Source organism: Halorubrum sp. B53 (assembly GCF_059752395.1).
This window is the reverse complement of record NZ_MWTH01000005.1, coordinates 121566-147560: the sequence shown is the minus strand read 5'-3', so window position 1 is coordinate 147560 and position 25995 is coordinate 121566. Positions and strand designations below refer to the sequence as shown.

24 protein-coding genes are annotated in these 25995 nt (G+C 68.6%); 10 read left to right on the top strand and 14 right to left on the bottom strand.

Annotated elements, in window-relative coordinates:
* Nucleotides 1-84 precede the first annotated feature (84 nt).
* The gene (gene ligA, locus B4V06_RS04170; protein WP_123113471.1) at nt 85-2238 is read left to right on the top strand and encodes an NAD-dependent DNA ligase LigA; all 2154 of its coding nucleotides are present in this window, start codon (nt 85-87) and stop codon (nt 2236-2238) included.
* Between the two features lie 67 nt (nt 2239-2305).
* On the opposite strand, the gene B4V06_RS04165 is transcribed toward ligA, so the two are convergent.
* Nucleotides 2306-3721: a GntP family permease gene (locus B4V06_RS04165; protein ID WP_123113472.1), complete on the bottom strand. Its 1416-nt coding sequence runs from the start codon at nt 3719-3721 to the stop codon at nt 2306-2308.
* Nucleotides 3722-4026: 305 nt separating this feature from the next.
* Between B4V06_RS04165 and B4V06_RS04160 the strand changes: the two genes are divergently transcribed.
* A complete protein-coding gene (locus B4V06_RS04160; RefSeq protein WP_123113473.1) occupies nt 4027-5046 on the top strand; it encodes an ABC transporter ATP-binding protein in 1020 nt (339 codons plus the stop codon).
* The gene (locus B4V06_RS04155; protein ID WP_123113474.1) at nt 5043-5867 is read left to right on the top strand and encodes an ABC transporter permease subunit; all 825 of its coding nucleotides are present in this window, start codon (nt 5043-5045) and stop codon (nt 5865-5867) included. Before B4V06_RS04160 ends, B4V06_RS04155 begins: the two co-directional genes overlap by 4 nt.
* A gap of 39 nt (nt 5868-5906) precedes the next feature.
* Here B4V06_RS04155 and B4V06_RS04150 read toward each other — a convergent pair whose 3' ends face one another.
* The gene (locus B4V06_RS04150) at nt 5907-7211 is read right to left on the bottom strand and encodes an O-acetylhomoserine aminocarboxypropyltransferase/cysteine synthase family protein (protein WP_498167655.1); all 1305 of its coding nucleotides are present in this window, start codon (nt 7209-7211) and stop codon (nt 5907-5909) included.
* 151 nt (nt 7212-7362) lie between these two features.
* On the opposite strand from B4V06_RS04150, the gene B4V06_RS04145 reads away from it, so the two are divergent.
* Nucleotides 7363-8595, top strand: coding sequence for an SPFH domain-containing protein (locus tag B4V06_RS04145; RefSeq protein ID WP_123113476.1), 1233 nt, complete (start codon nt 7363-7365; stop codon nt 8593-8595).
* Between the two features lie 13 nt (nt 8596-8608).
* Nucleotides 8609-8743, top strand: coding sequence for a hypothetical protein (locus B4V06_RS04140; protein ID WP_255212575.1), 135 nt, complete (start codon nt 8609-8611; stop codon nt 8741-8743).
* Nucleotides 8744-8776: 33 nt separating this feature from the next.
* On the opposite strand, the gene B4V06_RS04135 is transcribed toward B4V06_RS04140, so the two are convergent.
* From B4V06_RS04135 to uvrB, 5 genes are all read right to left on the bottom strand, one after another.
* On the bottom strand, nt 8777-10465 hold the full coding sequence (locus tag B4V06_RS04135; protein ID WP_498167651.1) for a ribonucleoside-diphosphate reductase subunit alpha: 1689 nt from the start codon (nt 10463-10465) through the stop codon (nt 8777-8779).
* Between the two features lie 2 nt (nt 10466-10467).
* On the bottom strand, nt 10468-11496 hold the full coding sequence (locus B4V06_RS04130; RefSeq protein ID WP_123113478.1) for a ribonucleotide-diphosphate reductase subunit beta: 1029 nt from the start codon (nt 11494-11496) through the stop codon (nt 10468-10470).
* Between the two features lie 547 nt (nt 11497-12043).
* Nucleotides 12044-12643, bottom strand: a complete 600-nt coding sequence (locus B4V06_RS04125; RefSeq protein ID WP_123113479.1) for a hypothetical protein — start codon at nt 12641-12643, stop codon at nt 12044-12046.
* Between the two features lie 65 nt (nt 12644-12708).
* Nucleotides 12709-13239, bottom strand: a complete 531-nt coding sequence (locus B4V06_RS04120) for a hypothetical protein (protein ID WP_123113480.1) — start codon at nt 13237-13239, stop codon at nt 12709-12711.
* Nucleotides 13240-13409: 170 nt separating this feature from the next.
* Nucleotides 13410-15464, bottom strand: coding sequence for an excinuclease ABC subunit UvrB (uvrB, locus tag B4V06_RS04115; protein ID WP_498167648.1), 2055 nt, complete (start codon nt 15462-15464; stop codon nt 13410-13412).
* Nucleotides 15465-15592: 128 nt separating this feature from the next.
* Between uvrB and B4V06_RS04110 the strand changes: the two genes are divergently transcribed.
* Both B4V06_RS04110 and hisG read left to right on the top strand, forming a co-directional pair.
* Nucleotides 15593-15997, top strand: coding sequence for a hypothetical protein (locus B4V06_RS04110; protein ID WP_498167646.1), 405 nt, complete (start codon nt 15593-15595; stop codon nt 15995-15997).
* Between the two features lie 433 nt (nt 15998-16430).
* Nucleotides 16431-17321 (top strand): ATP phosphoribosyltransferase, encoded by an 891-nt coding sequence (hisG, locus tag B4V06_RS04105; protein ID WP_498167644.1) that lies wholly within the window; start codon nt 16431-16433, stop codon nt 17319-17321.
* 22 nt (nt 17322-17343) lie between these two features.
* On the opposite strand, the gene B4V06_RS04100 is transcribed toward hisG, so the two are convergent.
* The 3 genes from B4V06_RS04100 to larB form a co-directional block, all read right to left on the bottom strand.
* Complete coding sequence (locus B4V06_RS04100) at nt 17344-17616, bottom strand: GIY-YIG nuclease family protein (RefSeq protein ID WP_123113483.1); 273 nt, start codon at nt 17614-17616, stop codon at nt 17344-17346.
* A 71-nt stretch (nt 17617-17687) separates the two neighbouring features.
* Nucleotides 17688-17840 carry a DUF7563 family protein gene (locus tag B4V06_RS04095; RefSeq protein ID WP_176329378.1) on the bottom strand — a complete coding sequence of 51 codons (153 nt, stop codon included), beginning with the start codon at nt 17838-17840 and terminating at the stop codon, nt 17688-17690.
* A 154-nt stretch (nt 17841-17994) separates the two neighbouring features.
* Nucleotides 17995-18780, bottom strand: a complete 786-nt coding sequence (gene larB, locus B4V06_RS04090) for a nickel pincer cofactor biosynthesis protein LarB (protein WP_123113484.1) — start codon at nt 18778-18780, stop codon at nt 17995-17997.
* 294 nt (nt 18781-19074) lie between these two features.
* On the opposite strand from larB, the gene B4V06_RS04085 reads away from it, so the two are divergent.
* Complete coding sequence (locus tag B4V06_RS04085) at nt 19075-19242, top strand: DUF1931 family protein (protein WP_004047560.1); 168 nt, start codon at nt 19075-19077, stop codon at nt 19240-19242.
* Nucleotides 19243-19349: 107 nt separating this feature from the next.
* Here B4V06_RS04085 and rpiA read toward each other — a convergent pair whose 3' ends face one another.
* The 3 genes from rpiA to B4V06_RS04070 all read right to left on the bottom strand — a co-directional run bounded on the left by rpiA (nt 19350) and on the right by B4V06_RS04070 (nt 22545).
* Nucleotides 19350-20075 carry a ribose-5-phosphate isomerase RpiA gene (gene rpiA / locus B4V06_RS04080; protein WP_123113485.1) on the bottom strand — a complete coding sequence of 242 codons (726 nt, stop codon included), beginning with the start codon at nt 20073-20075 and terminating at the stop codon, nt 19350-19352.
* Nucleotides 20076-20154: 79 nt separating this feature from the next.
* Nucleotides 20155-21282 carry an ORC1-type DNA replication protein gene (locus tag B4V06_RS04075; protein WP_498167636.1) on the bottom strand — a complete coding sequence of 376 codons (1128 nt, stop codon included), beginning with the start codon at nt 21280-21282 and terminating at the stop codon, nt 20155-20157.
* A gap of 168 nt (nt 21283-21450) precedes the next feature.
* Nucleotides 21451-22545, bottom strand: a complete 1095-nt coding sequence (locus B4V06_RS04070; protein WP_498167633.1) for a TIGR01177 family methyltransferase — start codon at nt 22543-22545, stop codon at nt 21451-21453.
* Nucleotides 22546-22632: 87 nt separating this feature from the next.
* Here B4V06_RS04070 and B4V06_RS04065 point away from each other — a divergent pair, with 87 nt between their 5' ends.
* Together B4V06_RS04065 and B4V06_RS04060 are read left to right on the top strand one after the other, a co-directional pair.
* Nucleotides 22633-23190 carry a TATA-box-binding protein gene (locus B4V06_RS04065; protein ID WP_123113488.1) on the top strand — a complete coding sequence of 186 codons (558 nt, stop codon included), beginning with the start codon at nt 22633-22635 and terminating at the stop codon, nt 23188-23190.
* Between the two features lie 96 nt (nt 23191-23286).
* Nucleotides 23287-23646 (top strand): DUF7473 family protein, encoded by a 360-nt coding sequence (locus B4V06_RS04060; RefSeq protein ID WP_498167630.1) that lies wholly within the window; start codon nt 23287-23289, stop codon nt 23644-23646.
* A 74-nt stretch (nt 23647-23720) separates the two neighbouring features.
* On the opposite strand, the gene B4V06_RS04055 is transcribed toward B4V06_RS04060, so the two are convergent.
* Nucleotides 23721-25952 (bottom strand): ATP-dependent DNA helicase, encoded by a 2232-nt coding sequence (locus B4V06_RS04055; protein ID WP_498167627.1) that lies wholly within the window; start codon nt 25950-25952, stop codon nt 23721-23723.
* Nucleotides 25953-25995 lie beyond the last annotated feature (43 nt).

Genomic DNA, 25995 nt, shown 5'->3' with positions numbered 1-25995 from the left:
ACGCCGGTCGAGCGACGTTCCCGCCGCGCGGTCGACCGCCCGCAAACGGTCGTTTTTAACCCGAGCCGCCGCAAGTGTCGGCCGATGACGAGCGCGCAATCCGGGCCGTCGACCCGGCACGCGGACCCCGCCGAGAACCCCTACGTCGAGGCGCCCTCGACCGACTTCGAGCCGGTTGAGGAGCTCTCGGTCGAGGCCGCCGCCGAGCAGGCGTCGCTCCTCCGGGCCGCGATCCGGGAGCACGATCACCGGTACTACGTCGAGGCCGATCCCCTCATTTCCGACGAGGCGTACGACCGGCTGTTCGCGCGCCTGCGAGAGCTGGAGGACGCGTTCGACCTCCCGACCGAGGACTCGCCCACGCGCCGCGTCGGCGGCGAGCCGCTCGACGGGCTGGAGACCGTCGAGCACGTCGCGCCGATGCGCTCCATCGACAACGCGACGGAGGCAGACGCAGTGCGGGAGTTCGACGAGCGCGTCCGGCGGGGACTCGACGCCGAGGGGGTCGACCCCGACGAGGTGGCCTACGTCTGCGAGCCGAAGTTCGACGGGCTCTCGATCGAGGTGATCTACGAGGACGGCGTCTACGCTCGCGCCGCCACCCGCGGCGACGGGACCGAGGGCGACGACGTCACCGAGCAGGTGCGGACGATCCGATCGGTCCCGGGGAAGCTCCGCGGCGACCCGCCCGACCGGCTGGCGGTCCGGGGCGAAGCCTACATGCCCCGCGACGCGTTCGAGGCGTACAACGAGGACCTGATGGAGCGCGGCGAGGAGCCGTTCGCCAACCCGCGCAACGCCGCGGCCGGCACCCTCCGCCAGCTCGACCCCGCGGTCGTCGCCGAGCGCCCCTTAGACGTCTTCTTCTTCGACGTGCTGGCGTGGGAGACCGGTGATCAAGAATCTGACCCCCCGGAGCGCCCCGACACCCACTGGGCGGAGTTCGACGCGTTCGACGCGTTCGGGCTCCGCCGCGCCGACCGGGTCGAGCGCGTCGACGACATCGAGGGCGCGATCGAGTACCGCGACCGCCTCATGGCCGAGCGCGACGACCTGAACTACGAGATCGACGGCGTCGTGATCGCGGCCGACGACCGGGCCCACCGCGAGGCGCTCGGGTCGACGTCGCGGGCGCCGCGCTGGGCGTTCGCCTACAAGTTCCCGCCCCGCACCGCGACGACGACCGTCGAGGGGATCACCGTGCAGGTGGGCCGGACGGGGCGGCTCACGCCCGTGGCCGAGCTCGATCCCGTCGACGTCGGCGGCGTCACCGTCTCGCGGGCGACTCTCCACAACCCCGCCGAGATCGAGGCGCTCGGCGTGAACGTCGGCGACCGCGTGCGGATCTACCGCGCCGGCGACGTGATCCCGTACGTCCCGGAGGTCGTCGAGAAGCGCTCCGAGGGGAGCTACGAATTCCCCGAGACGTGTCCCGTCTGCGGCGCCCCGGTCGAACGCGACGGCCCGCTCGCCTTCTGCACCGGCGGGCTCGGCTGCTCGGCGCAGCTGGAGCGGGCGGTCGAACACTGGGCGCGACGGGACGCGCTCGACGTCGAGGGGCTGGGGCCCGAGCGCGTCGAGCAGCTCCGCGAGGCCGGCCTGGTGGAGTCGCTACCTGACCTGTATGACCTGACCGCCGAGCAGCTCGCCGCGCTGGAGGGGTGGGGCGAGACGAGCGCCGAGAACCTCGTCGCCGAGCTGGAGGCGACGAAGGAGCCCCCACTCGACGCGTTCCTCGCCGGGCTCGGGATCCCCGACGTGGGCGCGACGACCGCCCGCGCGCTCGCGGCGGAGTTCGGCGACCTCGACACCCTCCTCGACGCCGACGAGGCGGCGCTGCGGGAGGTGGACGACGTCGGTCCCGAGGTGGCCGAATCGATCCGGACGTTCCTCGACAACGAGGAGAACCGGGCGGCCATCGAGGGGCTCCGCGAGCGCGGCGCCGAGCCCGAATCGGTCGACGTCGAAACGGGCGACGCGCTCGACGGGCTCACGTTCGTCTTCACCGGGTCGCTGTCGACGACGCGGGGCGAGGCGCAGGCGCACGTGGAGGCGCACGGGGCGAACGCCACGTCGAGCGTCTCCGGGAACACCGACTACCTCGTCGCCGGCGAGAACCCCGGGCGGTCGAAGCGGGACGACGCCGACGGCGAGGGCGTGCCGGTGCTCGACGAGGACGCGTTCGCCGACCTGCTCGCTGACCGCGGAGTGCCGTGGCCGCCCGAGGGCGACGAGTAGCGGCGGAGCGGTCGGTGAGGACGGCGGTCGTAAAAAAAACCGCTCGGAAAACGGGTCGGCCGAGCCGTCAGGCGAGCGGGAGGATCGTGGAGACGATCAGCACCGTGATGAGCCCCGTCACGGAGATGATCGTCGTGAGGGCGGTCCACGTCTGCAGCGTCTCCCGCTTGGTGAGCCCCCCGATCTCGCTGACGAGCCAGAAGCCGGAGTCGTTGAACCACGAGAAGATGTTTCCGCCGGCGCCGATCGCCATCACGAGGTAGGCCGGGTGGACGGTCAGCTGCCCGGTGAGCGGGGCCATGATCCCCGCGGCGGTCAGCATCGCGGCCGTGGCCGACCCCTGCGCGATGCGCACGATCGCGGCGATGAGCCAGGCCGTGATGAGCAGGCCGATCCCCACTTCCTGGAGCGCGCCGGCCAGGTAGTCACCGATCCCGGAGGCGGCGAGCAGCGCGCCGAACGCCCCACCAGCCGCCGTGATCGCGGCGATGTTCCCGCCGCTTTTCAGGGCCTCCGTGAGCTCCTCGCTCCACTCGCTCTGGTCCATCTCGTCGAAGCGGTAGAACGTGTACGCGGCCGCGAGCGCGGCGATCGTCAGCGCGACGTTCTTGTTCCCGAGGAAGTCGGTGATGGGCTGCAGCGAGGCCAGGGCCGGAGCGACGTCTTGGAACGTGTTGACGAACGTCGAGGACGCGATCAGCAGGACGGCCAGCAGGATCGGCGCCAGCGACTCGAGCACGCTCGGGAGTTCGCTGGTCGGTCGGTCGGCGACCTCCTGCAGCTCCTCCGTCGAGGTCGCCATCGTGTCCCGCAGCGGGATGTCGAGCCGGTTGTTGATCCAGCGACCGTAGACGAGTCCGGCCATGATCGCCGCCGGGATGGCGGTTACCAGTCCGACGATGATCGTCGTCCCCAGGTTGCTCCCGATCTGGTCGGCGACCGCGAGCGGGCCGGGCGTGGGCGGAACGAACACGTGCGTCGTCGCGGCCCCCGCGCCGACGACGACGATGAACAGCGTGTAGTCGCGGCCGACGCGAGCCCGCATCGAGCGCGCGAGCGGCGCCATTAGGTAGAACACGCTGTCGAAGAACACCGGGATCGCCAGCACCGAACTGCTTCCGAGCAGCGCCACGTCGGAGTTGCTCTCGCCGAGCACGTTCTGGAAGCCGCGGACGATCCGTTGGGCCGCGCCGCTCTCCAGCATTCCCTTCCCGATGACCGCGGCCATGAGGATCGGGATCCCGATCCCCGCCATCCCGTTCCCGAACGCCGTCGCGACCTGACTGCCGGCGTCGGCGGCGGTGAAGTCCGCGACGAACACCGTGTTCACCACGCCGACCAAGAACGCAGAGATGATCAGCCCGATGAACGCCGGAAGGTCCAACCACACGAGCAGCGCGATGACAATTATCAATCCTATTATAAATGTTAGTAGGGGACTGTGCGCGAACTGAACAGTCGCTTGGAGTGCTGTCGGATCCATCCCATCTGACATGGTAAGGATAAACAATTAAATTTTGTGCTTAGTGTGGACAGCGTCGCAGTCTAGCGATTTTTGAGATTCAGAAGTCCCGCGATCTCTCACGGAGGCTCCGATGGTGTAATCCGAGAAATAGTCAGAGATCTGTCTAACATTTTTTATTGCGGCTGAATGAGTAGTTTTGACTCGCGACATCGACGCGTCGCTGTCACCCGATTCGATTTGGTTACCGTCTTTCGGGCGCTCACCGCGCACGGCTCCTCGCACCGACCCGCAACCCTTTATCCGGAGACGCGGGAACGAGGGGTATGACCGCCATCGAACTGCGCGGGGTTCGGAAGGAGTTCGGCGATGTCACGGCCGTCAGTGACCTCGACCTCACCGTGCAGGAGGGCGAGGTGTACGGATTCCTCGGCCCGAACGGCGCCGGCAAGTCGACGACCATCGACATGCTGCTGGACCTCGTTCGCCCGACCGCGGGGACGGTGCGCGTGCTCGGGCGTGACGCCACGGGCGACGGGGTCGCGATCCGGCAGCGGACCGGCGTGCTCCCGGACGGCTTCTCGGTGTATAACCGCCTCTCCGGGCGGAAACACGTCGAATTCGCGGTCCGCTCGAAGGAGGTCGACGACGACCCCGACGCCCTGTTGGAGCGCGTGGGGCTGCTCGACGACGCCGACCGCAAGGCCGGCGGCTACTCGAAGGGGATGCGCCAGCGGCTGGCGCTCGCGATGGCCCTCGTCGGCGAGCCCGACCTGCTCGTCCTCGACGAACCCTCCTCCGGGCTCGACCCCGCGGGCGCGAAGGAGATGCGGGAGATCGTTCAGACCGAGGCCGACCGCGGCGCGACCGTCTTCTTCTCCTCGCACATCCTCGAACAGGTCGACGCCGTCTGCGACCGGGTTGGCATCCTCCGTAACGGCGAGCTCGTCGCCGAGGACTCCGTCGAGGGGCTCCGCGAGGCCGTCGGCGGCGAAGAGACCCTGGAGATCGCCGTCGGCGGGGCGGACGGCGGGATCGGCGCGGCCGTCGAGGCGGTCCGCGCCGTCGAGGGCGTCAGCCGCGTTGACCGCGACGGCGACGCGCTCGTCGTGAGCTGCGCCGACGGCGCGAAGACCCGCGTCATCGCCGCGCTGGAGGACGCCGGCGTCGCCGTCGACGACTTCCACACCCGGGAGGCGTCGCTGGAGGACCTCTTCTTAGCGTACACGGAGGGGGACGCGGCAGAGGGCGACACGGCGAAGGGCAACGCGACGAAGGCCGACGCGGCGGAGTCCGACGGGACGACGCCCGACGCGGCCGACGCGGACGAGGAGGTGGCCGAATGACGCTCGGCGCCATCGCGGAGAAGGACTTCCAGGACGCGGTTCGCTCGCGGGGGATGATCGCCCTCGTGGCGCTGTTCTCGGTGCTCGTCTCCGTGTTCGCGTACGTCTTCTCGCCGCCGGGAGAGCAGTTCGCGACGGAGTTCCTGTTGAGCGTCGCCGTCGGCCCCTTCCTCGTGACGACGCTCGTCCCGCTGGTCGGGGTCGTCGTCGGCTACAACGCCGTCAGTGGCGAGCGCGAGTCGGGCTCGCTGAAGCTGCTTCTGTCGCTGCCGCACTCGCGGGCCGACGTGGTCTTCGGGAAGGTGGTCGGCCGAGGCGGCGCGCTGGCGCTCGCGGTGTTCGCCGGCTTCCTCCTGCCGGCGGCCGTGCTGCTCGCGCTCTCTCAGCTCGGGTACATCCAGGCGTTCAACGTCGGCTCGTACCTCGGGTACACGGTCTTCGCCGCGGTCCTCGGCGTCGTCTTCGTCGCGATTGCGGTCGGCTTCTCGGCGGCCGCCGAGACGCAGCGACAGGCACTCATCGGCGGGGTCGCGATCTACGTCCTGTTCGTGCTGCTGTGGGGCGCGGTCACCGGGCAGTTCCTCGGTGCCGCGAGCGGGCTGATCGACCCCTTACCGGTCTCCCAGCGGCAGATCAGCGTGTTCCTGCAGGTCGCGAACCCGACGACCGGGGTCGAGCTGCTGTCCAACGCGTTCCTCGGCAACCAGTTGCTCTCGGGCGAGGGCGTCAACCAGCAGATATCGGCGATCTCGATGCTCGTGTTCTGGACGATCGCGCCGCCGCTGGTGGGCCTCTGGAAGTTCGACACCGACGATCTCTGAGTCCGACGGCGACGACACGAGTGAAGCCGCGGTCCCGACCTACGCCGTCGCGCGCTCGATCGCCGCCTCCAAGTCGGCGACGATGTCCGCCGGGTCCTCGATACCGACGGAGAGCCGCACCATGTCGCCGGTGACGCCCGCGGCCTCCTGCTCTTCCTCGGTGAGCTGCTGGTGGGTCGTCGAGGCCGGGTGAATGACGAGCGTCTTCGCGTCGCCCACGTTCGCGAGCAGCGAGGCGAGGTCGGCGTTCTCGACGGTCCCCTTCGCGGCCTCGTAGCCGCCCTCCAGCCCGAAGGTGATCATGCCGCCGTAGCCGCCCGATAGGTACTCGCTCGCCTCTTCGTGGGTCTCGTGGCTCTCCAGTCCGGGGTAGTTCACCCACGACACGTCCTCGTGTTCGTCGAGGTACTCGGCGACGATCCCGGCGTTCTCGCAGTGGCGCTCCATCCGGAGCGGGAGCGACTCCGTCTGCTGGAGGGTGTTCCACGCGTCGAACGGCGACTGCTGGTCGCCCAGGTCGCGGAGCCCGCGGGTCGTCGCCGCGAAGGTGAACGCCGCGTCGCCGAACGCCTCGACGAAGTTGATCCCGTGGTACGCGGGGTTGTCCTGCGCGATCTCCGGGAACTTCTCGGCGTGCTCGGCCCACGGGAAGGAGCCGCCGTCGACTAAGATTCCGCCGACCGTGGTGCCGTTGCCGGTGAGCCACTTCGTCGTCGACTCCCAGACGAGGTCGGCGCCGTGGTCGAGCGGGCGGCACAGATAGGGCGTCGCGAACGTGTTGTCGACGAACAGCGGCACGCCGTGGTCGTGGGCGATGTCGGCGATCCGCTCGATGTCCGGCGTGACGAGGGCGGGGTTCCCGATGGTCTCGAGGTGGACGTAGGCAGTGTCCTCGTCGATCGCGTCGGCGTACCCCTCGTAGTCGAGCGGGTCGACGAAGCGGGTCGAGACGCCGCGCCGCTCGACGGAGTGAGTGAAGTACGTGTAGGTGCCGCCGTACAGGGCGGACGACGAGACAATATTGTCGCCCGCGGACGCGAGCATGAACGTCGCCAGGTCGAGCGCCGCCATCCCGGAGGACGTGGCGACGGCGCCGACGCCGTTCTCGAGGGAGGCGATCCGCTCCTCGAGGGCGGCGTTCGTCGGGTTCATGATCCGGGAGTAGACGTTGCCGGCCTCCTCTAACGCGAACAGGCGGGCGGCGTGGTCGGCGTCCTCGAACTCGTAGGAGGTCGTCTGGTAGATGGGCGTGGCGCGGGCGCCGGTCGCGGGGTCCGGGTCCGATCCCGCGTGGACGCTTCGGGTGCGGAACTGGCGGTCGGGGTCGTCCTCGTCGGATGGCATGAGAGAGAGTGTGTCCGCTACGTATTTAAAAACGACCGCAGTCGCCGACGTTACCGGTTTCTGGGAGACGGCGACGCGGTTCGAGGTCACTCGTCGCCTCTCTCACTCGACTCGTGCGAACCGTTAACAGCGTCGAACCGTAAGTTCGGCTATGGGAACCCAAGGTCCGCGCGGCGACACCCTCGAGCTGGAGGACGCAGTGGGCGGCATTCCGGACGCGGTCTGGCAGTACACCGCGCTCGGCGCCGCCCTGCTCGTCGGGTTCGCCCTCCTCAGCCAGAGCCTCGTCTTCGGCGTGGGCGCGCTCGCCGTGTTGCTGGCGGCCGTCACGGTCGTCAGCGCGGTCGAGATCGTCGACGCCTACGAGAAGAAGACGCTCACGGTGTTCGGCGAGTACCGGAAGCTGCTCGAGCCGGGGGTCCACGTTATTCCGCCGTTCGTCTCCCGGACGTACGCGTTCGACATGCGGACGCAGACGATCGACGTGCCGAGCCAGTCGGCGATCACGCGGGACAACTCGCCGGTGACGGCGGACGCGGTCGTCTACATCAAGGTGATGGACGCCAAGAAGGCGTTCCTCGAGGTGGACGACTACAAGAAGGCCGTCTCGAACCTCGCACAGACCACGCTCCGGGCCGTCCTCGGCGACATGGAGCTCGACGACACGCTCTCCCGGCGCGACCAGATCAACGACCGCATCAACGAGGAGTTGGACGAGCCGACGGACGAGTGGGGGATCCGCGTCGAGGCCGTCGAGGTGCGCGAGGTGAGCCCCTCGCAGGAGGTCCAGCGCGCGATGGAGCAGCAGACCGGCGCCGAGCGCCGCCGCCGCGCGATGATCCTCGAGGCGCAGGGGGAACGCCGCTCGGCGATCGAGCAGGCGGAGGGTGACAAGCAGTCGAACATCATCCGCGCGCAGGGGGAGAAACAGAGCCAGATCCTCGAGGCGCAGGGGGACGCGATCTCGACGGTGCTGCGCGCGCGCTCCGCCGAGTCGATGGGCGAGCGCGCCATCATCGAGCGCGGGATGGAGACGCTCGAAGCGATCGGCAAAGGCGAGTCCACCACGTTCGTCCTCCCGCAGGAACTCACCAGCCTCGTCGGCCGCTACGGCAAGGCCCTCTCCGGCTCCGACGTCCAGCAGATGGAGGGGTTAGAGAGCTTGGAGTTCGACGAGGAGACCGAGAAGATGCTCGGCTTGGAGGACATCGAGAGCGCCCTCGAACAGCTCGACACGGTCGCCGACAGCGACCTGCGGACCGACGAGACCCGCGACGCGGACACGGCCCGCGACGTCGACCTCGCCCGGCAGGAGGAGGAGGAGACCCGCGAGGCCGAGCGGGACATCGAGCTGGAGGCCGAGAGCGAGCGCCCGGGGACATGAGCCCGACTCGCGGGTGCCACACATCGTCGACGGAGAAGCTCGCCGCCACCACGATCGCGCCGCCGCACGGATCGCTGACGTTCCCAGAGCCGAAGACGTCCACCTCGAGGAGGACCGGAACATCGATCTGGAGTCGGAGACGGAGTGACCGAGACGGGAGGCGGGCCGCTACGAGTGGCGATCAGCTCTCACAGGCCCTACACTCGAGAATATCCCGACTGAATTTCTGTGCGGCATTCACGCTGTGCTGATAGTAGAGGCTCTTGACGCCCTTCTTCCAAGCTTTTATGTAGAGCTGATTGATCTCCTTGACGCTCACTTCACTCGGATCGATCGAGATGTTCACGCTCTGTGCTTGGTCTATGTGTTTCTGTCTCTGTGCTGCCTGATTGATGATCGCCATCTGCGGTATCTCGGCGAAGGTCTTGAACACCTCTTTCTCTTCGTCCGTCAGACACTCGAGATGTTGAACGCTCCCGTCCTTATTGGCGATACTGTCCCACACTTCGCGGGTGTCTTTGCCCCGCTCCGCCAGTAGCGCCTGAAGGAATCTGTTTTTTTGCGTCGACTTTAGCTTCGCACCGTCTCGCACGAAGTAGTTCGATTTCAGCGGCTCGATGCTCGGGCTGACCTGCCCCAGAATGACGCTGCTCGATTTCGTCGGCGCCACGCTCATCGTCGTCGTATTCCGCCTGCCGTAGCCCTCGAGAACATCTGGCTCCCCGAACTCATCGGCAAGCGCTTCACTCGCCTCGTAGCTTCGCTCTTTGATGGTCCGGAACATCTCCCCGTTCTTTTCCATCGCCTCCATACTGTCGAAGGGGATCATGTTGCTCTGGAGGTAGCTGTGCCACCCGAGGACGCCGATCCCTATCGCTCTGTGTCGCTTCGCGAACCGCACAGCCCGCTCCATGAACTGTACTCCCTCCGTGCGCTGGATGAATTCCTCCATCACCGCGTCCAGGAACCGCGTCAGAGTCTCCACCGCATCGGTGTCTTTCCATTCGTCGTAGTGGAGAGCGTTCATACTTGAGAGACAGCAGACGAAGCTCTCGTCCGCCGTGGCCGGTAGCGCTATCTCGGTACACAGGTTGGACGCGTTTATCCGGTAGTCCTTGTCCTTGTAGACCTGCGGCTTCCCCTCGTTCATGTTCCCCCGGAAGATTATATACGGAACGCCGATGTTGATCCGGGTCTCGATGATATCCGCCCAAGTCTCTCGCTTCTCTTCGTCGCCGTCGATCATCGCCTGAAACCAGTCGTCACCGATGATGACACCGTAGTAGATGTCCTGTACTGGGTCCCCTTCGGTTTTGATGTTGAGCCATTCGTCCAAGTCATCGTGTTCGACATCGATGTAGCCGGCGAACTGCCCCCTCCGGGTTTCACCCTGGCTGATGACGTTGATGATCGTATCGAACAGCTCTGTGAAACTGTAACTCCCGTTGCTCTTGCCGTTGTTCGTTATCTGACTTCCCCGCGGCCGCAGTTCACCGAAGTACCCGCTCGTGCCTCCGCCCTGCTTGGTCATCTCACCCACCTCGGCTTGGGTGTAGAGAATACTCTCTATGTTATCCTCCATGTAGCTGCCGAAGCAACTGATAGGAAGGCCTCTATCCAGTCCGAAGTTGGACCACACCGGGCTGGCGAGACTGTAGAAGCCGCGGCTCATGTACTCGTAGAACTTGTCCGCGAAGCCCTCCTCACCCAAGATCTCTTCGGCGCGCTCCGCTATCTGTCTGACTCTCTCTTCCGCGTCGACGCCCTCAAGCAGGTATCCCTCTCTGAGAAACTCCCTACTGTCCTCGTTCAGCCAGTAGAACGGTTCGTTATGTTGTTCTGCAACGCTGTCGAGTTCTGTGTGTGCCATTATTAGAACATGTCCTCAGCGGTAACGCTCTGCGTGTGTTTGTTGTACGTGGTCGACCGCTTGCTGAAGAAGTCGTTATCCTTCGTCATCATAATGTCCTCGTCGAACCAACGTGTCTCTTCAAGCAGGTCATCGTCAGTCTCGAATATCGGTTCCACGCCGACGTTTTCCAGGCTCTGATTGAACCGGTCTCGCAGAAACGCGTCGACGTGCGCCCTCGGAAGGAACTCCAGCTCGCCGTCATCGAATATCCAATCCAGAATCTCCAGCTCTGCCTCGTAGGCCTGCTGACAGGCTTCTTGGACGTCTTCCTCGAAATCATCGTCGAAGAGATCCGGATTCTCCTCTCTGATCGTCTCCACCAGCTCGACCCCGAACAGACCGTGAATCTGCTCCTCTTTGCTGGTTGCTTCGACGGCGTTCGCTATCCCCTTGAACTTCTTTTCGTGCTTGTCGAAGCTCGTCATTATGAGGAACTGGCTGAATAGCGAGACGTGTTCGACGAACGTACTGAACAGCAGGATGCTCATCACGTACTCCCGTTCGTCGTCGCTCTCGCTCTTCTCCAGATACTCATCGAGATACTCGATCCGCGCTTTGATCGCTGGCTCCTCAGTTACCTGCTCAAAATCGTCCGTGATTCCCAAGACGTCAAGTAGGTGACTGTAGGCGTCCATGTGTCGCACCTCGCTTTCCGCGAAGGTCATACCCACGTTCCCGACCTCGGCTTTGGGCATCTCCTCGTAGATATCCGACCAAAACGTCTTCACTTGCACCTCTATCTGTGCGATAGCCAGCATCGTCCGCTTGATAACGGTCTGCTCAGCAGGAGTCGTGTTGACCTTGAAGTCTTGGACATCTCCGTCGAAATTAAACTCCGTGTGTACCCAGTAGCTGTTCCGGATCGCCTCGACGTAGTCGAGGAATTCGCCGTACTCGTAGGGCTTCAGCTGTGTTCTCTCCGAGAAGATGTCCGTCTCTATATCTGCGCCTGTACTCGCGTTCGTGTTTGCGTTTTCGCTTTCACTCATCGTTGGTCATCTCAAACATGACCGATTGCGTTGGATTGCCTCTGCCGCTGTCTAGCATCAGTCTGGTGGGTCCGACCGCAGTCGTGTCGCTCGGGAGACGGTCTTACAGCGTAACGTGAGTGTAGCCGTGTGAACCGTATCGGACCACACAGACTCCACTGTGATAAGTATTACTAACAAAGTTGTAGTATAACAACTTCACTTTCATACTAGGGGGCCGGAGCGTTCCTCCGATCCGCGAGTGGACGGTACCGAGACGGGGACTGAGCGGTAATCTCCGGTTACGGGTGGTCGCTACAGTGCCCAAATGGCAGCGTCAAACACCCACGCTCGTCCAATCGCGATGACTCCGCCGAGCAGTTCGGCGAGAAGCACAAGCCCGGAGCCGGACGCGATCGAGAGCCCACGAGACGTGAGATTCGGACAACGCCGACCTCGCCCGACAGGAGGCGGAGACCCGCGAGGCCAAACGGGACATCGAGCTGGAGGCCGAGAGCGAGCGCCCGGGGAACTAGGGACGGGGTCGGTCGGGACCGACCCCGGCCGGTCAGGGGCGCCAGTTCACCGGATCGACCGCCCAGAGCGCGCCGACCGTGAGGACGCCGGCGACGCCCCCGGCGACGAGCGTGACCACCGAGTCGGGGACGGCGACGACCGAGGCGAGCAGCAGGACCGCGGCGACGAGCAGCGCGACCGTGTCCTCCGTGGTCGACGCGCGCACGACGGGCGCCACCGCGCCCCCGACGACGGCGCCGGCCGCGACCGCGGCGGGCGGACCGGTGCGCAGCGTCGCGAGCGCCTCCGACGCGGCGAACGCAGCGAGGGGGGCCCCGACGTCAGTGCCGATCCCCGCCCCGAGCGCCAGCGCGCCGACAGCGCCGAGCGCGGGAGCGAAGAGCGCCGCGCGCGCAGAGAGGTCGACGGCGGCGAGCGCGGCGACGCCGGAGACCAGCAGTACCGATCCGACCGCGAGGAGTGCGGGCGCGGCCAGCAGCGAGACCGGAGACGGCACGACGAGGTCGGGGCCGCCGGAGGCGGTCCCAGTTCCCGGGACGATCACGGGCGCGACGGCGGCCGCGCCAGCGAACGCGACGGCGGCGAGCGCGAGGAGAGCGAGTCCGAGGAGGCGTCGGCGGAGCGCTGTCATATCGGCGGGGAGGTCGCCGAGACACAAAACTATCGCGGGACCGAGGCGGGATCGCGAGCGTGAACCTACACGGTCACGCCGGCGCGGTCGCCGTCGATCGAGACGACGACCCGTTCCGGCGGTCCCTGCTCGTCCGTCAGCCGGATCAGGAGCGTCTTCACGACCGGGTCGTCGGTTTCGACGTCGCCCCGGACGCCGGTCCGGTCGACCGCGATCCGGAGCGAGCCGTCGCCGGTGCGGCTGATCGCGCCGAGACGGAGCTCGACCTCGGGGGCGGTGAGCCGCTGGGCGACGAGCAGCACGGCCTCCCCGCCGTCGTCGACGAACGCGGTCGCGTCGACGAACGCCCGCGTCTCCGCGGCGTCGGGACGGAGAGCGCCCATCGCCGCCGCGCTCGACCGGAAGGAGGCGGCGTGGGTGACGATCTCCGCCGGGCGGTCGAGGACGCTCTGCCCGTCGACGAGGGGGTTGCCGTCGACGTAGCGGCTCCGGACCGCGAGGTCCCGCGGCGTCGACGCCGCGAGGTCGTGGAGGCGGTCGACGCAGCCCGCGGTGGCGACGGCGAGGGCGCCGACGACGACCGCGCGGCGGTGCATGCGACGGGCTCCGACGGTCGGAGTGAAAACCCCATCGTCGCGCGTCTCGGCGAGTGAGAATCGGAGCCGGCTCGGGGGCGCGCGCGAGGGCTGAGCGGAGACGGCCGAGGGATCGGAACGGGACGGTCGAGAGATCGGAACGAGACGGTCGGAGAGAGCGGGGGCGACCGCTACTCGTCGATCATGGGCGCGGGCACGCCGCCGTCGTCGGTATCCAGCTCGAAGGCGCGGCGGAGCTCGGCGATCCGGTCGCGGATGTCCGCCGCCAGCTCGAACTCCAGGTTGCTCGCGGCCTCGTCCATCCGGTCTTCGAGCGCCTCGATCTGCGCTTCGGCCTCGTCTTTGCTCTCCACGTCGCCGACGCTGACCGACGAGGTGTCCGTCTTCGACCCCGGGAGGTTCGTCTCGCCGACCGGCTTGTCGATGGTCGTCGCCTCGTAGCCGTGTTCCTCGTTGTACTCCAACTGGATCTCGCGGCGCCGCTGGGTCTCCTCGATGGCCTCTTCCATCGAGTCGGTCACCCGGTCGGCGTAGAGGACGACCTCGCCGTTGACGTTCCGAGCGGCGCGCCCCATCGTCTGGACGAGGGTCGTCGTCGAGCGGAGGAACCCCTCCTGGTCGGCGTCGAGGATGGCGACGAGGCTCACCTCCGGGATGTCGAGCCCCTCGCGGAGCAGGTTGATCCCGACGAGCACGTCGATGTTGCCTAAGCGGAGGTCGCGGATGATCTCGTGGCGCTCTAAGGTGTCCGTCTCGTCGTGCATGTACGCCACGTCGATCCCGGCCTCCTCGAAGTACTCCGTGAGGTCCTCGGCCATCCGCTTAGTGAGGGTGGTGACGAGAACCCGCTCGTCGCGCTCGATCCGCTCGTCGACCCGCTCTAAGAGGTCCTCGACCTGCCCCGTCGCCTCGGTGACCTCCACCTTCGGGTCGACGAGGTGGGTCGGCCGGACGATCTGCTCGACGATGCGGTCGGAGGTCTCGCGCTCGTAGTCGCCGGGCGTCGCCGAGACGTACAGCGTGCGGTCCGTCTTCTCCTCGAACTCCTCGAAGGTGAGCGGGCGGTTGTCGTAGGCGGTCGGGAGCCGGAACCCGTTCTCGACGAGCGAGTCCTTCCGGGACTTGTCCCCCTCGTACTGCCCTTTGATCTGGGGGATCGTCTGGTGGGACTCGTCGACGACGGTGAGGAAGTCGTCCGGAAAGTAGTCGAGCAGGGTGTAGGGAGCGTCGCCCGACTCGCGGTCGTCCATGTGGACCGAGTAGTTCTCGATCCCGGAGCAGTAGCCCGCCTCGCGAAGCATCTCGATGTCGAAGGTGGTCCGCTCCTCGATGCGCTGAGCGGCGACCAGATCGCCCTGCCGCTCGAAGTAGTTGACCCGTTTCTCCATCAGGTCCTCGATCTCCGCGATCGCCTGCTCCAGCTGGTCGTCGGGGATAGAGTAGTGCTCGGCGGGGTGGAGCATGACCGCGGGCTCCTCGCTCACGACCTCGCCTTTCATGGGGTCGACCTTGATCATGCGGTCGATCTCGTCGCCCCACAGCTCGACCCGCACCGCGTATCGCCCGTACATCGGATAGATCTCGACGGTGTCGCCCCGCACCCTGAACGTCCCCTGCGTGAAGTCCACGTCGTTGCGCTCGTAGTTCAGGTCGACGAGGCGGGCGAGCAGCTCCTCGCGGCCCACCTCCTCGCCGACCTCCAGGCGGAGGGCCATGTCGCGGTAGTTCCCCGGGTCGCCGAGCCCGTAGATCGCCGAGACCGAGGCGACCACGATCACGTCGTCGCGGGTGAGCAGCGAGCGCGTCGCGGAGTGGCGGAGGCGGTCGATCTCCTCGTTTATCGACATCTCCTTGTCGATGAACGTGTCCGTCTGCTCGACGTACGCCTCCGGCTGGTAGTAGTCGTAGTAGGAGACGAAGTACTCGACGGCGTTGTCCGGGAACAGCTCGCGGAACTCCTCGTACAGCTGGGCCGCGAGCGTCTTGTTGTGGGCTAAGACGAGCGTCGGCTGATCGAGCTCCTCGGCGACCCACGAGACGGTGTTCGTCTTCCCGGAGCCGGTGACGCCGAGGAGGGTCTGCTTGTCGGCGCCCGACTCGAACCCCGCCACCAGCTCCTCGATCGCCTCGGGCTGGTCGCCCGCGGGCTCGAACGGGGCGTCGACGCGGAGGGGGCGGTCGACGGTCGGGCGGTCCTCCGAGAGGGGGGAGTCGGCGTCGCTCACGATACGCGTCGTTGGGGGGCGAGGCACTTGAGCGGCGCGACTACGTCGGTGACTGAGAGAAAACCGGTCCCGCGCGGACGTTTCCGCGTGGGAGAAGACCGATTACCGATCGGACTGAACGCACATCCGTGTCCCTCCTCACACCGGCCGTCGCGTTCGGCGCCGCCCTCGTCCTGTTCGTCTGGCTCGCGTCTGGCGTCTGGGTCAACCTCGACGCTCACGCTCGCGGAAGCGACTATCCGGCCGTCTGGGGCGTCTTCGCACCGCTCTCGGGAATCGTGCTGTTCTACTACCTGCTGTGGTGGCGCCGCGGACGGTCCCGCGAGTACCCGCCGTCGCGGTGGGAGCGATCCGCCGCGACCGTCACTGTCGCCGGCGTCGGCGGACTGGTCGGCGGGAGCCTCGTCTCGCCGCCCGATCCGACCTCGCAGCTGACCGTTTGGCCGGTCGCGTTCGCCTGTTGTCTCCCCATCGCGTACTGGGCGGTCAGAAGGAGATTCGACACAACCGGCAGCTCGCTTATGAATAATTGATACTGGATCGACGACGAACACCGCCAAAGCCCCAGTCGCTCGGTTATAAATGTCTGGCAGCGGATCGTCAGCGGACACCGCCAAAGCCCCAGTCGTGAGGCGGCCGCACGCTCGCTGCGCTCCTCACTCGGTCGCTCACTCCGTTCGCTCCCTCGTTGTGGTGCTTACGTCGCCTGCGGCCGCCTCACGACTGCCCCTTTGAGTCCCGCCCCGCACCGCTCCGCAACCGCAGCCTCACGCCTCCCCAGCCTCGTCGGCCGGCCTCCGCTTCGCTCCGGCCGGCCGACTCCCTCGCGGGCTGGCTCGCGGCCGCCGGTGGCGGCCGCTCGCAGGCGCGCCACCGCGCCGGGTTATTTATAAATGATCTCGCGTCGACGTCCGTCGCCGCTCCCCGGACGAAAACGTTTCCCCGCCTCCCCGCGACGCTCTCGGTATGCGCATCGCCGTCCCCAACAAGGGCCGCCTGCACGACCCGACGCTCTCGCTTTTGGAACGCGCGGGGCTCCACGTCGAGGAGACCGCCGACCGCCAGCTGTACGCCGACACCGTCGACCCCGACGTGACGGTGCTGTTCGCGCGCGCGGCCGACATCCCCGAGTACGTCCGCGACGGCGCGGCCGACCTCGGGATCACGGGGCTCGACCAGGCCGCGGAGTCCGGGGGCGTGGCGGACGACACCGCGTCCGCGGTCGACGACGACCTCGTCGACCTGCTCGACCTGGGGTACGGCTCCTGCAAGCTCGTCCTCGCGGCGCCGGAGGACGGCGACGTCTCGACCGTCGCGGATCTGGCCGGCGGAACGATCGCCACCGAGTTCCCGGCGGTCACCCGCGACTACCTCGACCGAGTCGGCGTCGACGCCGACGTGGTCACCGTGACGGGCGCGACGGAGCTCACCCCCCACGTCGACATGGCCGACGCCATCGTGGACATCACCTCGACGGGGACCACCCTGAAGGTGAATCGCTTGGCCGTGATCGACGACGTGCTCGCCTCCTCGGTGCGGCTGTTCGCGCGCCCGGACGTGGTCGCCGACCCGAAGGTCGAGCAGGTGCTGACCGCCTTCGAGTCCGTGCTCGCGGCCGACGGCCGGCGCTACCTGATGATGAACGCGCCGAAAGACCGGCTCGACGCGGTGAAAGACGTGATCCCCGGACTCGGCGGCCCGACGGTGATGGACGTCGAGGCCGACGAGAACGGCAACGGCATGGTGGCGGTCCACGCCGTCGTCGAGGAGCGCGACGTGTTCGCGACCATCTCGGAGCTGAAGGAGGTCGGCGCGAGCGGCATCCTCGTCACCGAGATCGAGCGGTTGGTCGAGTAGCGGGGACGGCGGCCTCGCCGACTCAGTCGCCGTCGCCCTCGATCAGCGCCTCCTTCTCCGCGCGGGTGAGCGACTTGATCGCGTGCTCGCGCGACATCGCCGCCGACCGCGAGTCGAACGACTCGACGTGCCGGAGCGTCACCGGCGTCCGCCCGCGGGTGTACTTCGCGCCCTCGCCGGCGTCGTGCTCGGCGACGCGCCGCTCGACGTCGGTGGTGTAGCCGGTGTACAGCGTCCCGTCCGCGCACTCGATCACGTACACGTGGTGACCAGAGTCCTCGCTGGGCGTCGACACGTGACCGGATCGGTGGGGTCGCGACGAATAGGTGCCGGTCCCGGCCCGGCCTCGCGGCGGGATCGCCCCGGTCAGTCTCCGGTTCGAGCGCGCTCCCGGGAGACCTCGGCGATCCCGGCGTTCGCGGAACAGTCCGGACAGGCGTTCAGGTCGCCGTACTCGTCCGTGAAGACGCGTGCGAAACGGTCCGAGACGTGCGACCCGCAGTGGTCACAGCGTGGCATTCGATACCGGTGTTCACCGGCGGACGATCGTAGGAGTTCGACGAACAAATACCCTTTCTCACCCCACCCAGCTTCCGGAAAACCGCGTATAAACCCCCGTCATAGGGAGGGTGTCTGACCACGTCGAACCCGCCGGACAGTCGCGCCGCGCCGGTCAGTCGCGCCGCGCCGCGTCGATCGCGCGGGCGATAAGGCCCGCCTGCGCGCCGGCGACGAAGCCGGCGTCGACGTTCACGGTCGTGAGCGCCGAGCAGGACTGGAGCGCGCCGTGGAGCGCGGCGACACCCTCGCCGCCGGCGCCGTACCCCGTCGACACCGGGAGCGCGATCACCGGCGCCGGGACGAGCCCCGCGACGACCGTCGGGAGCGCCCCCTCGCGGCCCGCCGCGACCACGACGACGTCGGCCTCGCGGATCCGGTCGCGCTGGTCCAAGATCCGGTCGAGGTTCGCGACGCCGACGTCGTCGACGCGGTCGATCGCCGCCCCGATCTCGCCGGCGACGACCGCCGCCTCGCCCGCGACCGCCGCGTCCGCGGTGCCGGCCGCGACGACCGCGACCGTCGCGTCGAGCTCGGGGGGGTCGAAGTCGGCGGCGTGGACGACGACCGTTCCGGCCCGCTCGTCGCGGTCGACGGTCGGGTCGAGCGACGCCGCGGTGTCGAGGTCGAGGTCCGCCATCGCCGTCCGGATCGCGGCCGCGTCCTCGGCGTCGGCCCGGGTGACGAGCGCGCGGCCGGTCGTCTCGACCGCGGTCGTCGCCAGCGCCGCGACCTCGGCGGGCGTCTTCCCCTCCGCGAGGACCGCCTCTGGGATCCCCCGCCGGCCTTCGCGGGCGGCGTCGAACCGGCCGGCCGCCGTCGTCGCGTAGCCCGCGAGTCGCGATTCCGCCTCCGCGACGCCGATCTCCCCGGCGTCGAGCGCCTCGAGCGTGTCGCGCATGCGTCCCCGTCGGAGTCGGAAGGGGTCGAACCTATCGGTCCGCGGTGGCCGAGCGGGCCCGCCGCGGGCGGTCGAGCCCGGCGGAGGGGCGAAAGCGGAGCGCTTCCGGGGCGACTCCGGGTCGATCCCGGGGAGATTCCGGGGCGATCCCGTCGAGATCGTTCCAACTCGCCGACCGTTCTCACAAAGTTTATAAGGGAGCGTTTCGGCAACCCCGCGCGAACGGGCCGCAGGGAGCCCCTCGCGGGCGAATTCAGGAACTCTTATTAACTGTCGACGGATACCACCGATCGCATGGCAGACCTTATTGTCAAAGCGGCCGTCAAGGAAGCCCTGGACGACAAGAACGTCGCTTCGGACTTCTACGACGCGCTGGACGACGAAGTGGACGAGCTGCTCGAAGACGCCGCGCGCCGCGCCGAGGCTAACGACCGGAAGACGGTCCAGCCGCGCGACCTCTAAGGCGGACGCGACCTTCGATCCGATTTTTTGACGACCGCCGTCCGTCGAGCGGCGCGTCGACCGTACCCGTCGACCGTATCCGTCGTGAGAGACCGTCTAGCCCCGACTCAGCGCGTAAGCACCCGGACCCCCGACTCCGTGCCGACGTGGACCTCGTCGGCGAGGTCGACGAAGAGGCCGTGCTCGACGACGCCCGGCGTCGCCGAGAGGGTCGCGGCGAGCCCCGACGGGTCCGCGATCGCGCCGAACGCGCAGTCGAGCACGAGGTTCCCGTTGTCGGTGACGACCGGCCCGTCCTTCCGCTCCGCGCGGCGGAGCGTCGGCTCGCCGCCGGCCCCGCGCACCGCCTCGGCGACGACCGACCGACCGGCCGGCAAGGCCTCGACGGGGACGGACCGGTCGAGGACGGGGGCCTCCTTCGAGGGGTCGGCGACGACGAGGAAGCGGTCGGCCGCGGCGTCGACCAGTTTCTCGCGGGCGTGCGCTGCGCCGCCGCCCTTTATAAGAGCGCCCGCGGTCGGCTCGACGCCGTCGGCGACCGCGACCTGGTCCGCGCCGTCGATCGCGACGTCGATCCCCGGCGCGTCGGGCCCCACCGCCTCGTCGAGGTCGAGCAGGGGGATCCCGCGGTCGGCGGCGAGCTCGCGGCTCGCGAACGAGGTCGGGACGCCGCGTATCTCCAGCCCGGCGTCGACCCGCTCGCCCAGCCGCCGGATCGCGTGCGCCGCGGTCGAGCCCGTCCCGAGCCCGACGACGTCGCCGTCGTCGACCGCCGCCGCCGCCGACTCGCCGGCGCGTCGCTTCGCCGCGTCGCTGCCGCCGCTCGTCTTCATACCCCCGACTCGGTGGGGGAGACTGAAAAGGCGTCGGCGGCGGGCCGGCCGACCGCGGCGATCGGCCGACCGCGGGCGCTCACTCAAGCCGGTCCAGCACCGCCTCCGCGTCGTAGGCCAAGGAGAGCTCGCGGGAGCGGCCGCGCCCCTCCACCTCGGCGTACTCGGCCTCGATCACGCCGAGCTGGTCGAGCTTGTTGATGATCTCGGAGTAGCGGGTGTAGCCGAGGTCGGTCTCGTCGTGGAACGCCTCGTACACCGTCCCGGCGCGCTCGCCGTCGTTCTCGGCGAGCACGCGGACGAGGGCGCGCTCGGAGTCGGAGAGCCCGCGGAGCGACCGCGAGAGGTGGACGTGCTTCGACTTGTCGTACGCCGACTCCACGTCCTCCTCCGCGATCGTCTTGGAGGCGCGCATCTCGGCGTTGAGCCCGGCACGGCGGAGCAGGTCGATCCCGACCCGGAGGTCGCCGCTCTCGGCGGTGAGGTCGGCGACGCGCTCCAACTCGGTATCGCCGATAACGCCGTCGTGGAACCCGCGCTTCGCGCGCTCGAAGAGGATGTCGTAGATCTCGGTGGCGTCGTAGACGGGGAAGTACACCTCCTCCGGGCGGAACACCGACTGCACGCGGGTGTCGAGGTCGTCGATCACGTCGAGCCCCAAGTCGGAGGAGACGACGATGACGCCGATCTTCGCCCCCGAGTGCGCCTCGTGGGCGCGCAACAGCGAGTAGAGGGTGTCGGACGCCTCGTTCTCGTAGAAGAGGTAGTTCACGTCGTCTAAGGCGACGACGAGCACGTCGTCCTCCTCGACGAGCCGGTCGGTGATCTGGCCGAACAGCTTCTTGAAGGAGATCCCGGAGGAGGGCGGCTCGTAGTCGAAGATACCCTCGAACAGCCGCGAGAAGACGGCGTACCGCGTCGAGTCCACCTGGCAGTTGACCCGGACCGTCCGGACGTCGGTGCGGGCGCCGAGTTCGGCGAACAGCTTCTGGACCGCGGTGGTCTTCCCGGTCCCGGGCGGGCCGCGCACCATCGTGTTGAGCGGGCGTGAACCCCGCACCGCGGGCCGGAGCGCGTACTTCAGGCTCTCCAGTTGGCTCTCGCGGTGGCGGAACGTCTCGGGGACGTGGTCGATCTCGAACACCGACTCGTCGCGGAACACCGACTCGTCCCACGAGAGCATGTCGTCGCCGGCGTCCCCGGTCATGCACACATCACGACAGGCCGTCCACTTAACCGTTGCCCGCAAGGGCGGTGAAACTGAAACTTGTCGGTTGCGACGCTCAGATGCCGAGTATCACCGACCGGTCGTTCACTCTCGGGACGGTGCGAACGCGGCGTTATCGCGGCGGTCACAGGTCGGGGTCGGACGCGCTCACTCGCGGTCGAGCACCAGCACGTGTCGGGTGAGCGACCGGTGGACCCGGCGCTCGAAGGCGGCGTCGACCGCCCAGCCCGCCGCGCGCGCCGGCCCGCGCCAGTCGCGGTCGGCGACGACGACGGCGCGGTGAGCGACCCGGGCCGCCTCCGCGAGCGCGCCCGAGACGAGGTCGGCGAGCTCGTGGGTGGCGATCTTCGACTGGCGGCCGTACGGCGCGTCGAAGGCGACGCCGTCGACCGCGTCGTCGCGCAGCGGGAGCGCCGTGGCGTCGCCGCGGGCGACGTGCCAGTCGGGGGCGCTCCCGTCGTTCTCGGGGGCCTCGGGCCCGTCGGAAGCGCGGCCAAGGTACTCACCGAGGTTCTCCCGCGTCCCGCGGACCATCTTCCGCTGGGCGTCGCAGGCGACGACGTCAGCGCCGACGAGCCCGGCCTCGAGGGGGAGCCCGCCGGTGCCGCACATCGGGTCGAGCAGGGTGCGTCCCGGGGCGGCGCCCGCGAGGTTGGCGTACGCGCGGGCGTCGGCGGGAGCCATGCTCCCCGGCTGGAAGAATGGCCGGTCGGTCGGCTTCGGGGCGAAGTCGCGGGCGGCCTCGGCGGCGACCCAGCCGAGCGCGCAGACCGACGCGTCCTCGCCGTCGGCGCCGGGGACCGCGTCGTGGGCGGCGCGCTCGCCCGCGGCGAACAGCGCGCGCAGCACGTGGTCGGGGTCGTCGAGGTCGACGTCGAAGCCGCGGTCGACGAGGACGCCCCCGAGGGCGCGCTCGGCGTCGGTCGTCGAGACGGCCGCGGTGTTCCGGACGTTGCGGGCCCGCACCGCGACCGTGCCCGAGCGGTCGAGCGGGGCGGCGTCGAGCGCGGCGACGGCGGCGTCAACGTCGGCGTCCGTGCGGGCGAGCGCCTCGTGGGCGGCGCGCGTGTAGGCGAGTCGGCGGACCGCGGCGCGGTCGGGTCCCGACTCTCCGTCACGACCGAGTCCGACGCTGCCGGCGCTCGCGATTCCGGGCGCGAGCAGCTCCACGCCGGTCGCCGCGGTCGCGGCCTCGCGGGCGGCGAACGCGTCCGTCTCCCCGGCGAGTTCGAGCCAGTACACGCCCCGGAGTCGGGCGGCCGCTCGCAAGAGGATAGCGGTTCCGACCACGCACCTTTTTAAATGATTCAACCGATCGTGTTAGTAGTAATGGCCGATCCGAAGGAGACGATCACAATAGAGAACGTCGTTGCCTCCACGGGGATCGGGCAAGAGCTCGATCTCCAGAGCGTCGCGATGGATCTGGAGGGCGCCGACTACGACCCCGAGCAGTTCCCCGGGCTCGTCTACCGCACCACGGACCCGAAATCGGCCGCGCTGATCTTCCGGTCCGGAAAGATCGTGTGCACGGGCGCGAACTCGATCGACGCCGTCCACGAGAGCCTCGCCATCGTGTTCGACGAGCTCCGCGCGCTCGACATCCCGATCGACGAGCCCGAGGTAACGGTCCAGAACATCGTCACGTCCGCCGACCTCGGCGAGAGCCTCAACCTCAACGCGATCGCGATCGGGCTCGGGCTCGAACACATCGAGTACGAGCCGGAGCAGTTCCCCGGGCTCGTCTACCGGCTCGACGAGCCGGACGTGGTGGCGCTTTTGTTCGGCAGCGGGAAGCTCGTCGTCACGGGCGGGACGAGCCCGGACGACGCGGCGGCCGCCGTCGACGTGATCGTCGAGGAACTGGACGGCCTCGGGCTGCTCGCGTAGGCGGGAGACGCCTCCCGGGCCGACGTATCTCGGTTTCGGACCGCTCGCGCGGACCGATCCCGCGATCACTTTTACCCGCCGTCCCGTAGCCCGGGTATGCTCCTACAGACGGTGACCCCGATCACGGTGCTGGGGACGACGGTCCTGTTCGCGCTGTTCCTCTCCGTGACCGCACACCTCGCCGCCCGGAACGTCCTCGGCGACGTCGACCCGCGCCGCGCCCTCTACGTCGGGCCGCTCCCCGCGGTGATCGGCGTCGTCGGCGGGGCGTTCGCCGTCTCCGAGGCGCTGCTCGTCCCGGCCGCGCTCCTCGTCGACGGCGCGATGTTCGCGTGGAGCTACGACCAGCCCCGGCGGCTCGTGGTCGGGATGACCGTGATCCACGCCGTGATCACGACGCTGCTCGGGATCGTGCTAGTTGGGGTCACGGTGCTGCTCTCGACGATGCCGGGGTAGGGCCGGCGAGTCGACGACGCCGGCGACGCCGCCGACGCTAGCGACGCCGGCCGACGGCCGGCAATCGCCCCGCTTCACGGCTCCGGCGGCGCTCCGTCGTACGCGTCGTGGTCGCCGTAGAAGTTCAGCATCGCGAACTTCAGCTTCTCGGGGTCGACGTCGAGCAGCTCCTCGCGCTCCTCCGGCGGGAACGCGCCGCGGACCGAGTACTTCCCCATGTCGGCCGTCGTGTACCGGCGGTCCGCGAGGATCCGGACGCCGAAATCGTCCGGGCCGCGGACCACGCGCCCGAGCGCCTGCCGCGTTTTGCGGATCGTCGGGATCTCGACGGCGTACGCCCACCCGGGGTCGCGGGCGCGGTCGCGGTCGGCGAACGCCCGGTCGTACGCGTCCTGGACCGCTTCCATCCGGTCGGAGAGGTGCGGGTAGGGGACGCCGACGACCACCACCGTCCGGGCGTCGTCGGCGTCGAAGCTCACGCCCTCCGCGAGCGTGCCCCACAGCGAGGTGAACAGCGTGGCGTCATCGCTCTCGACGAACGTCCGGCGCAGGTCCTCCTCGTCCTGCCCGGGGCCGTCGAGGTAGAGGGAGCCGAGGTCGGCGGCCGCGAGCCCGCCGCCCGCGCCGGTGTGGCCGCTCGCGCCGGCGCCGCCGCCCGCCGCTCCGCCGAGCCGCTCGTGGTAGCGCTCGGCCTCGGCGTACGAGGGGAAGAAGGCGAGCGTGTTGCCCGGGGTGAAGCGGATCGCGTCGCGCAGCAGCGACGCCACCGTCTCCTGGGTCTCCGGGTCGTTGCGCTCGGAGGCGAACAGCGGCGGCGTGTCGACCGCGAACGTCCGGCGGTTCTCCTCGGGGTAGGCCATCTCGTACGCGAGCGCCGCCACGTCCTCCAGCCCGAGCACGTCCTTCGTGACGTCGAAGGGGCGGAGCGTGGCGCTCATCAGCACCGAGGCGGCGACCTCGCCGAACAGCTCCTCGGTCACCCGACGGGGGATGCAGGTGTACAGCTCCGCGCGGCCGTACACCTCGTCGGTCGCGCCGTCGCGGCGCACGGAGACCACCGGGTACTGGCCGAGCTCGGTGCCCTCGTCCATCCACGTCGAGACGAACCGGGCGACCTGCAGGGTCTGACACTCGGTCCGGGTGGTCGTCTCGCCGTCGCGGTAGCGGCGCTCGTACTCCTCGTCCAACGCCTGTCCGAGCTGGACCGCCAACTCCGTCTCCGTGTCGATCCCCTTTCCCTCGTAGTTGCGGAGGAACGCGAGCGTGAGGTCGTCCCGCCGGTCGTCGTTGGCGATCGAGACGTCCTCCCAGTTCTCGCCGATCGACTCGCGCTCGCCGAACCCGAGCGCGTCGTCGTACGTCTCGACCAGGGCGTCGCGGAACGCGCGGACGACGTTCCCGGCCGCCTCGGCGCGGGAGTCGTCGCTGTCCGCGAGCTCCTCGACGGCGGCGTCGAGCGTGGTCTCCGTGAGGGTGCGGGTGGCGTGGTCGCGGGCGGCGTCCTCGACGTTGTGCGCCTCGTCGAAGACGGTGATTATCTCGGCGGGGTCGCGGTCGATCCACCGGAAGAACTGCTCGCGGATGTTCGGATCGAGGAGGTGGTGGTAGTTGCAGACGACCAGGTCGACCCCTTCCATCCCCTCCTTGAGCAGCTCGTAGCCGCAGAGCTCGCGCTCGTCCGCGTACGCGTACACGTCCTCGGGGGTGCGGACGTCCTCGAACAGCCACCCGAAGAACTCGTCGGTGTCCTCAACGAGGTTGTTCCGGTAGTGGGCGCAGACGTTCGCGGCCTCGTACTCGTCGATCTCCGCCTCCAGCTCGTCGAGCTCGTCCATGATCGCCTCGCGGGCCTCGGCCGCCCCGGCGTCGCCCTCGCGGCTCTCGGCGAGCAGCTCGCGCTGGCGCGCCTCTAGCTCGCGGACTTCGCCCTCCGTTTCGACCAGCTCGCGGGTGGTGTCCCGGAGGGTCTGACACTCCTGGTAGTCGACGTCGATGTGGCACATCGACGATTTGCCCTTGAAGACGACCGCGCGGATGGGCTCTTCGCGGGTGATCGCGCGGGCGTCCTCGACGAACTGCCGCATCTGCTGGTGGACGTTGGTCGTGATCACGACCGTGCGGTCGTGCTCGCGGGCGTGCTCCAGGGCGGGCACGAGCGCGGAGAGGGTCTTCCCGGTCCCGGGCGCGCCCTCGAACAGCACGTCCTGCCCGCGGTCCAGCGCGTTGGCGATCCTGTCCATCGCCTCGCGCTGGTTCGGATACGGCTCCTCGTACGGGAAGAACCGCAGATGCGGCGACTCTGACACGGGCCGTGGTTCGTCGCCATCGGCTAAAAGGGGTGGGGTGCCG

Excerpts from the sequence above, each read along its gene's own strand:
- B4V06_RS04065 (WP_123113488.1), top strand. The coding sequence starts at position 22,633 with ATGGCCGATCCGAAGGAGACGATCACAATAGAGAACGTCGTTGCCTCC.
- rpiA (WP_123113485.1), bottom strand. The coding sequence starts at position 20,075 with ATGAAGACGAGCGGCGGCAGCGACGCGGCGAAGCGACGCGCCGGCGAG.
- B4V06_RS04160 (WP_123113473.1), top strand. The coding sequence starts at position 4,027 with ATGACCGCCATCGAACTGCGCGGGGTTCGGAAGGAGTTCGGCGATGTC.
- B4V06_RS04125 (WP_123113479.1), bottom strand. The coding sequence starts at position 12,643 with ATGACAGCGCTCCGCCGACGCCTCCTCGGACTCGCTCTCCTCGCGCTC.
- B4V06_RS04130 (WP_123113478.1), bottom strand. The coding sequence starts at position 11,496 with ATGAGTGAAAGCGAAAACGCAAACACGAACGCGAGTACAGGCGCAGAT.
- B4V06_RS04150 (WP_498167655.1), bottom strand. The coding sequence starts at position 7,211 with ATGCCATCCGACGAGGACGACCCCGACCGCCAGTTCCGCACCCGAAGC.
- B4V06_RS04085 (WP_004047560.1), top strand. The coding sequence starts at position 19,075 with ATGGCAGACCTTATTGTCAAAGCGGCCGTCAAGGAAGCCCTGGACGAC.
- B4V06_RS04060 (WP_498167630.1), top strand. The coding sequence starts at position 23,287 with ATGCTCCTACAGACGGTGACCCCGATCACGGTGCTGGGGACGACGGTC.
- B4V06_RS04165 (WP_123113472.1), bottom strand. The coding sequence starts at position 3,721 with ATGGATCCGACAGCACTCCAAGCGACTGTTCAGTTCGCGCACAGTCCC.
- B4V06_RS04075 (WP_498167636.1), bottom strand. The coding sequence starts at position 21,282 with ATGACCGGGGACGCCGGCGACGACATGCTCTCGTGGGACGAGTCGGTG.
- larB (WP_123113484.1), bottom strand. The coding sequence starts at position 18,780 with ATGCGCGACACGCTCGAGGCGCTCGACGCCGGGGAGATCGGCGTCGCG.
- B4V06_RS04135 (WP_498167651.1), bottom strand. The coding sequence starts at position 10,465 with ATGGCACACACAGAACTCGACAGCGTTGCAGAACAACATAACGAACCG.
- B4V06_RS04120 (WP_123113480.1), bottom strand. The coding sequence starts at position 13,239 with ATGCACCGCCGCGCGGTCGTCGTCGGCGCCCTCGCCGTCGCCACCGCG.
- B4V06_RS04095 (WP_176329378.1), bottom strand. The coding sequence starts at position 17,840 with ATGCCACGCTGTGACCACTGCGGGTCGCACGTCTCGGACCGTTTCGCA.
- ligA (WP_123113471.1), top strand. The coding sequence starts at position 85 with ATGACGAGCGCGCAATCCGGGCCGTCGACCCGGCACGCGGACCCCGCC.
- B4V06_RS04145 (WP_123113476.1), top strand. The coding sequence starts at position 7,363 with ATGGGAACCCAAGGTCCGCGCGGCGACACCCTCGAGCTGGAGGACGCA.
- B4V06_RS04155 (WP_123113474.1), top strand. The coding sequence starts at position 5,043 with ATGACGCTCGGCGCCATCGCGGAGAAGGACTTCCAGGACGCGGTTCGC.
- hisG (WP_498167644.1), top strand. The coding sequence starts at position 16,431 with ATGCGCATCGCCGTCCCCAACAAGGGCCGCCTGCACGACCCGACGCTC.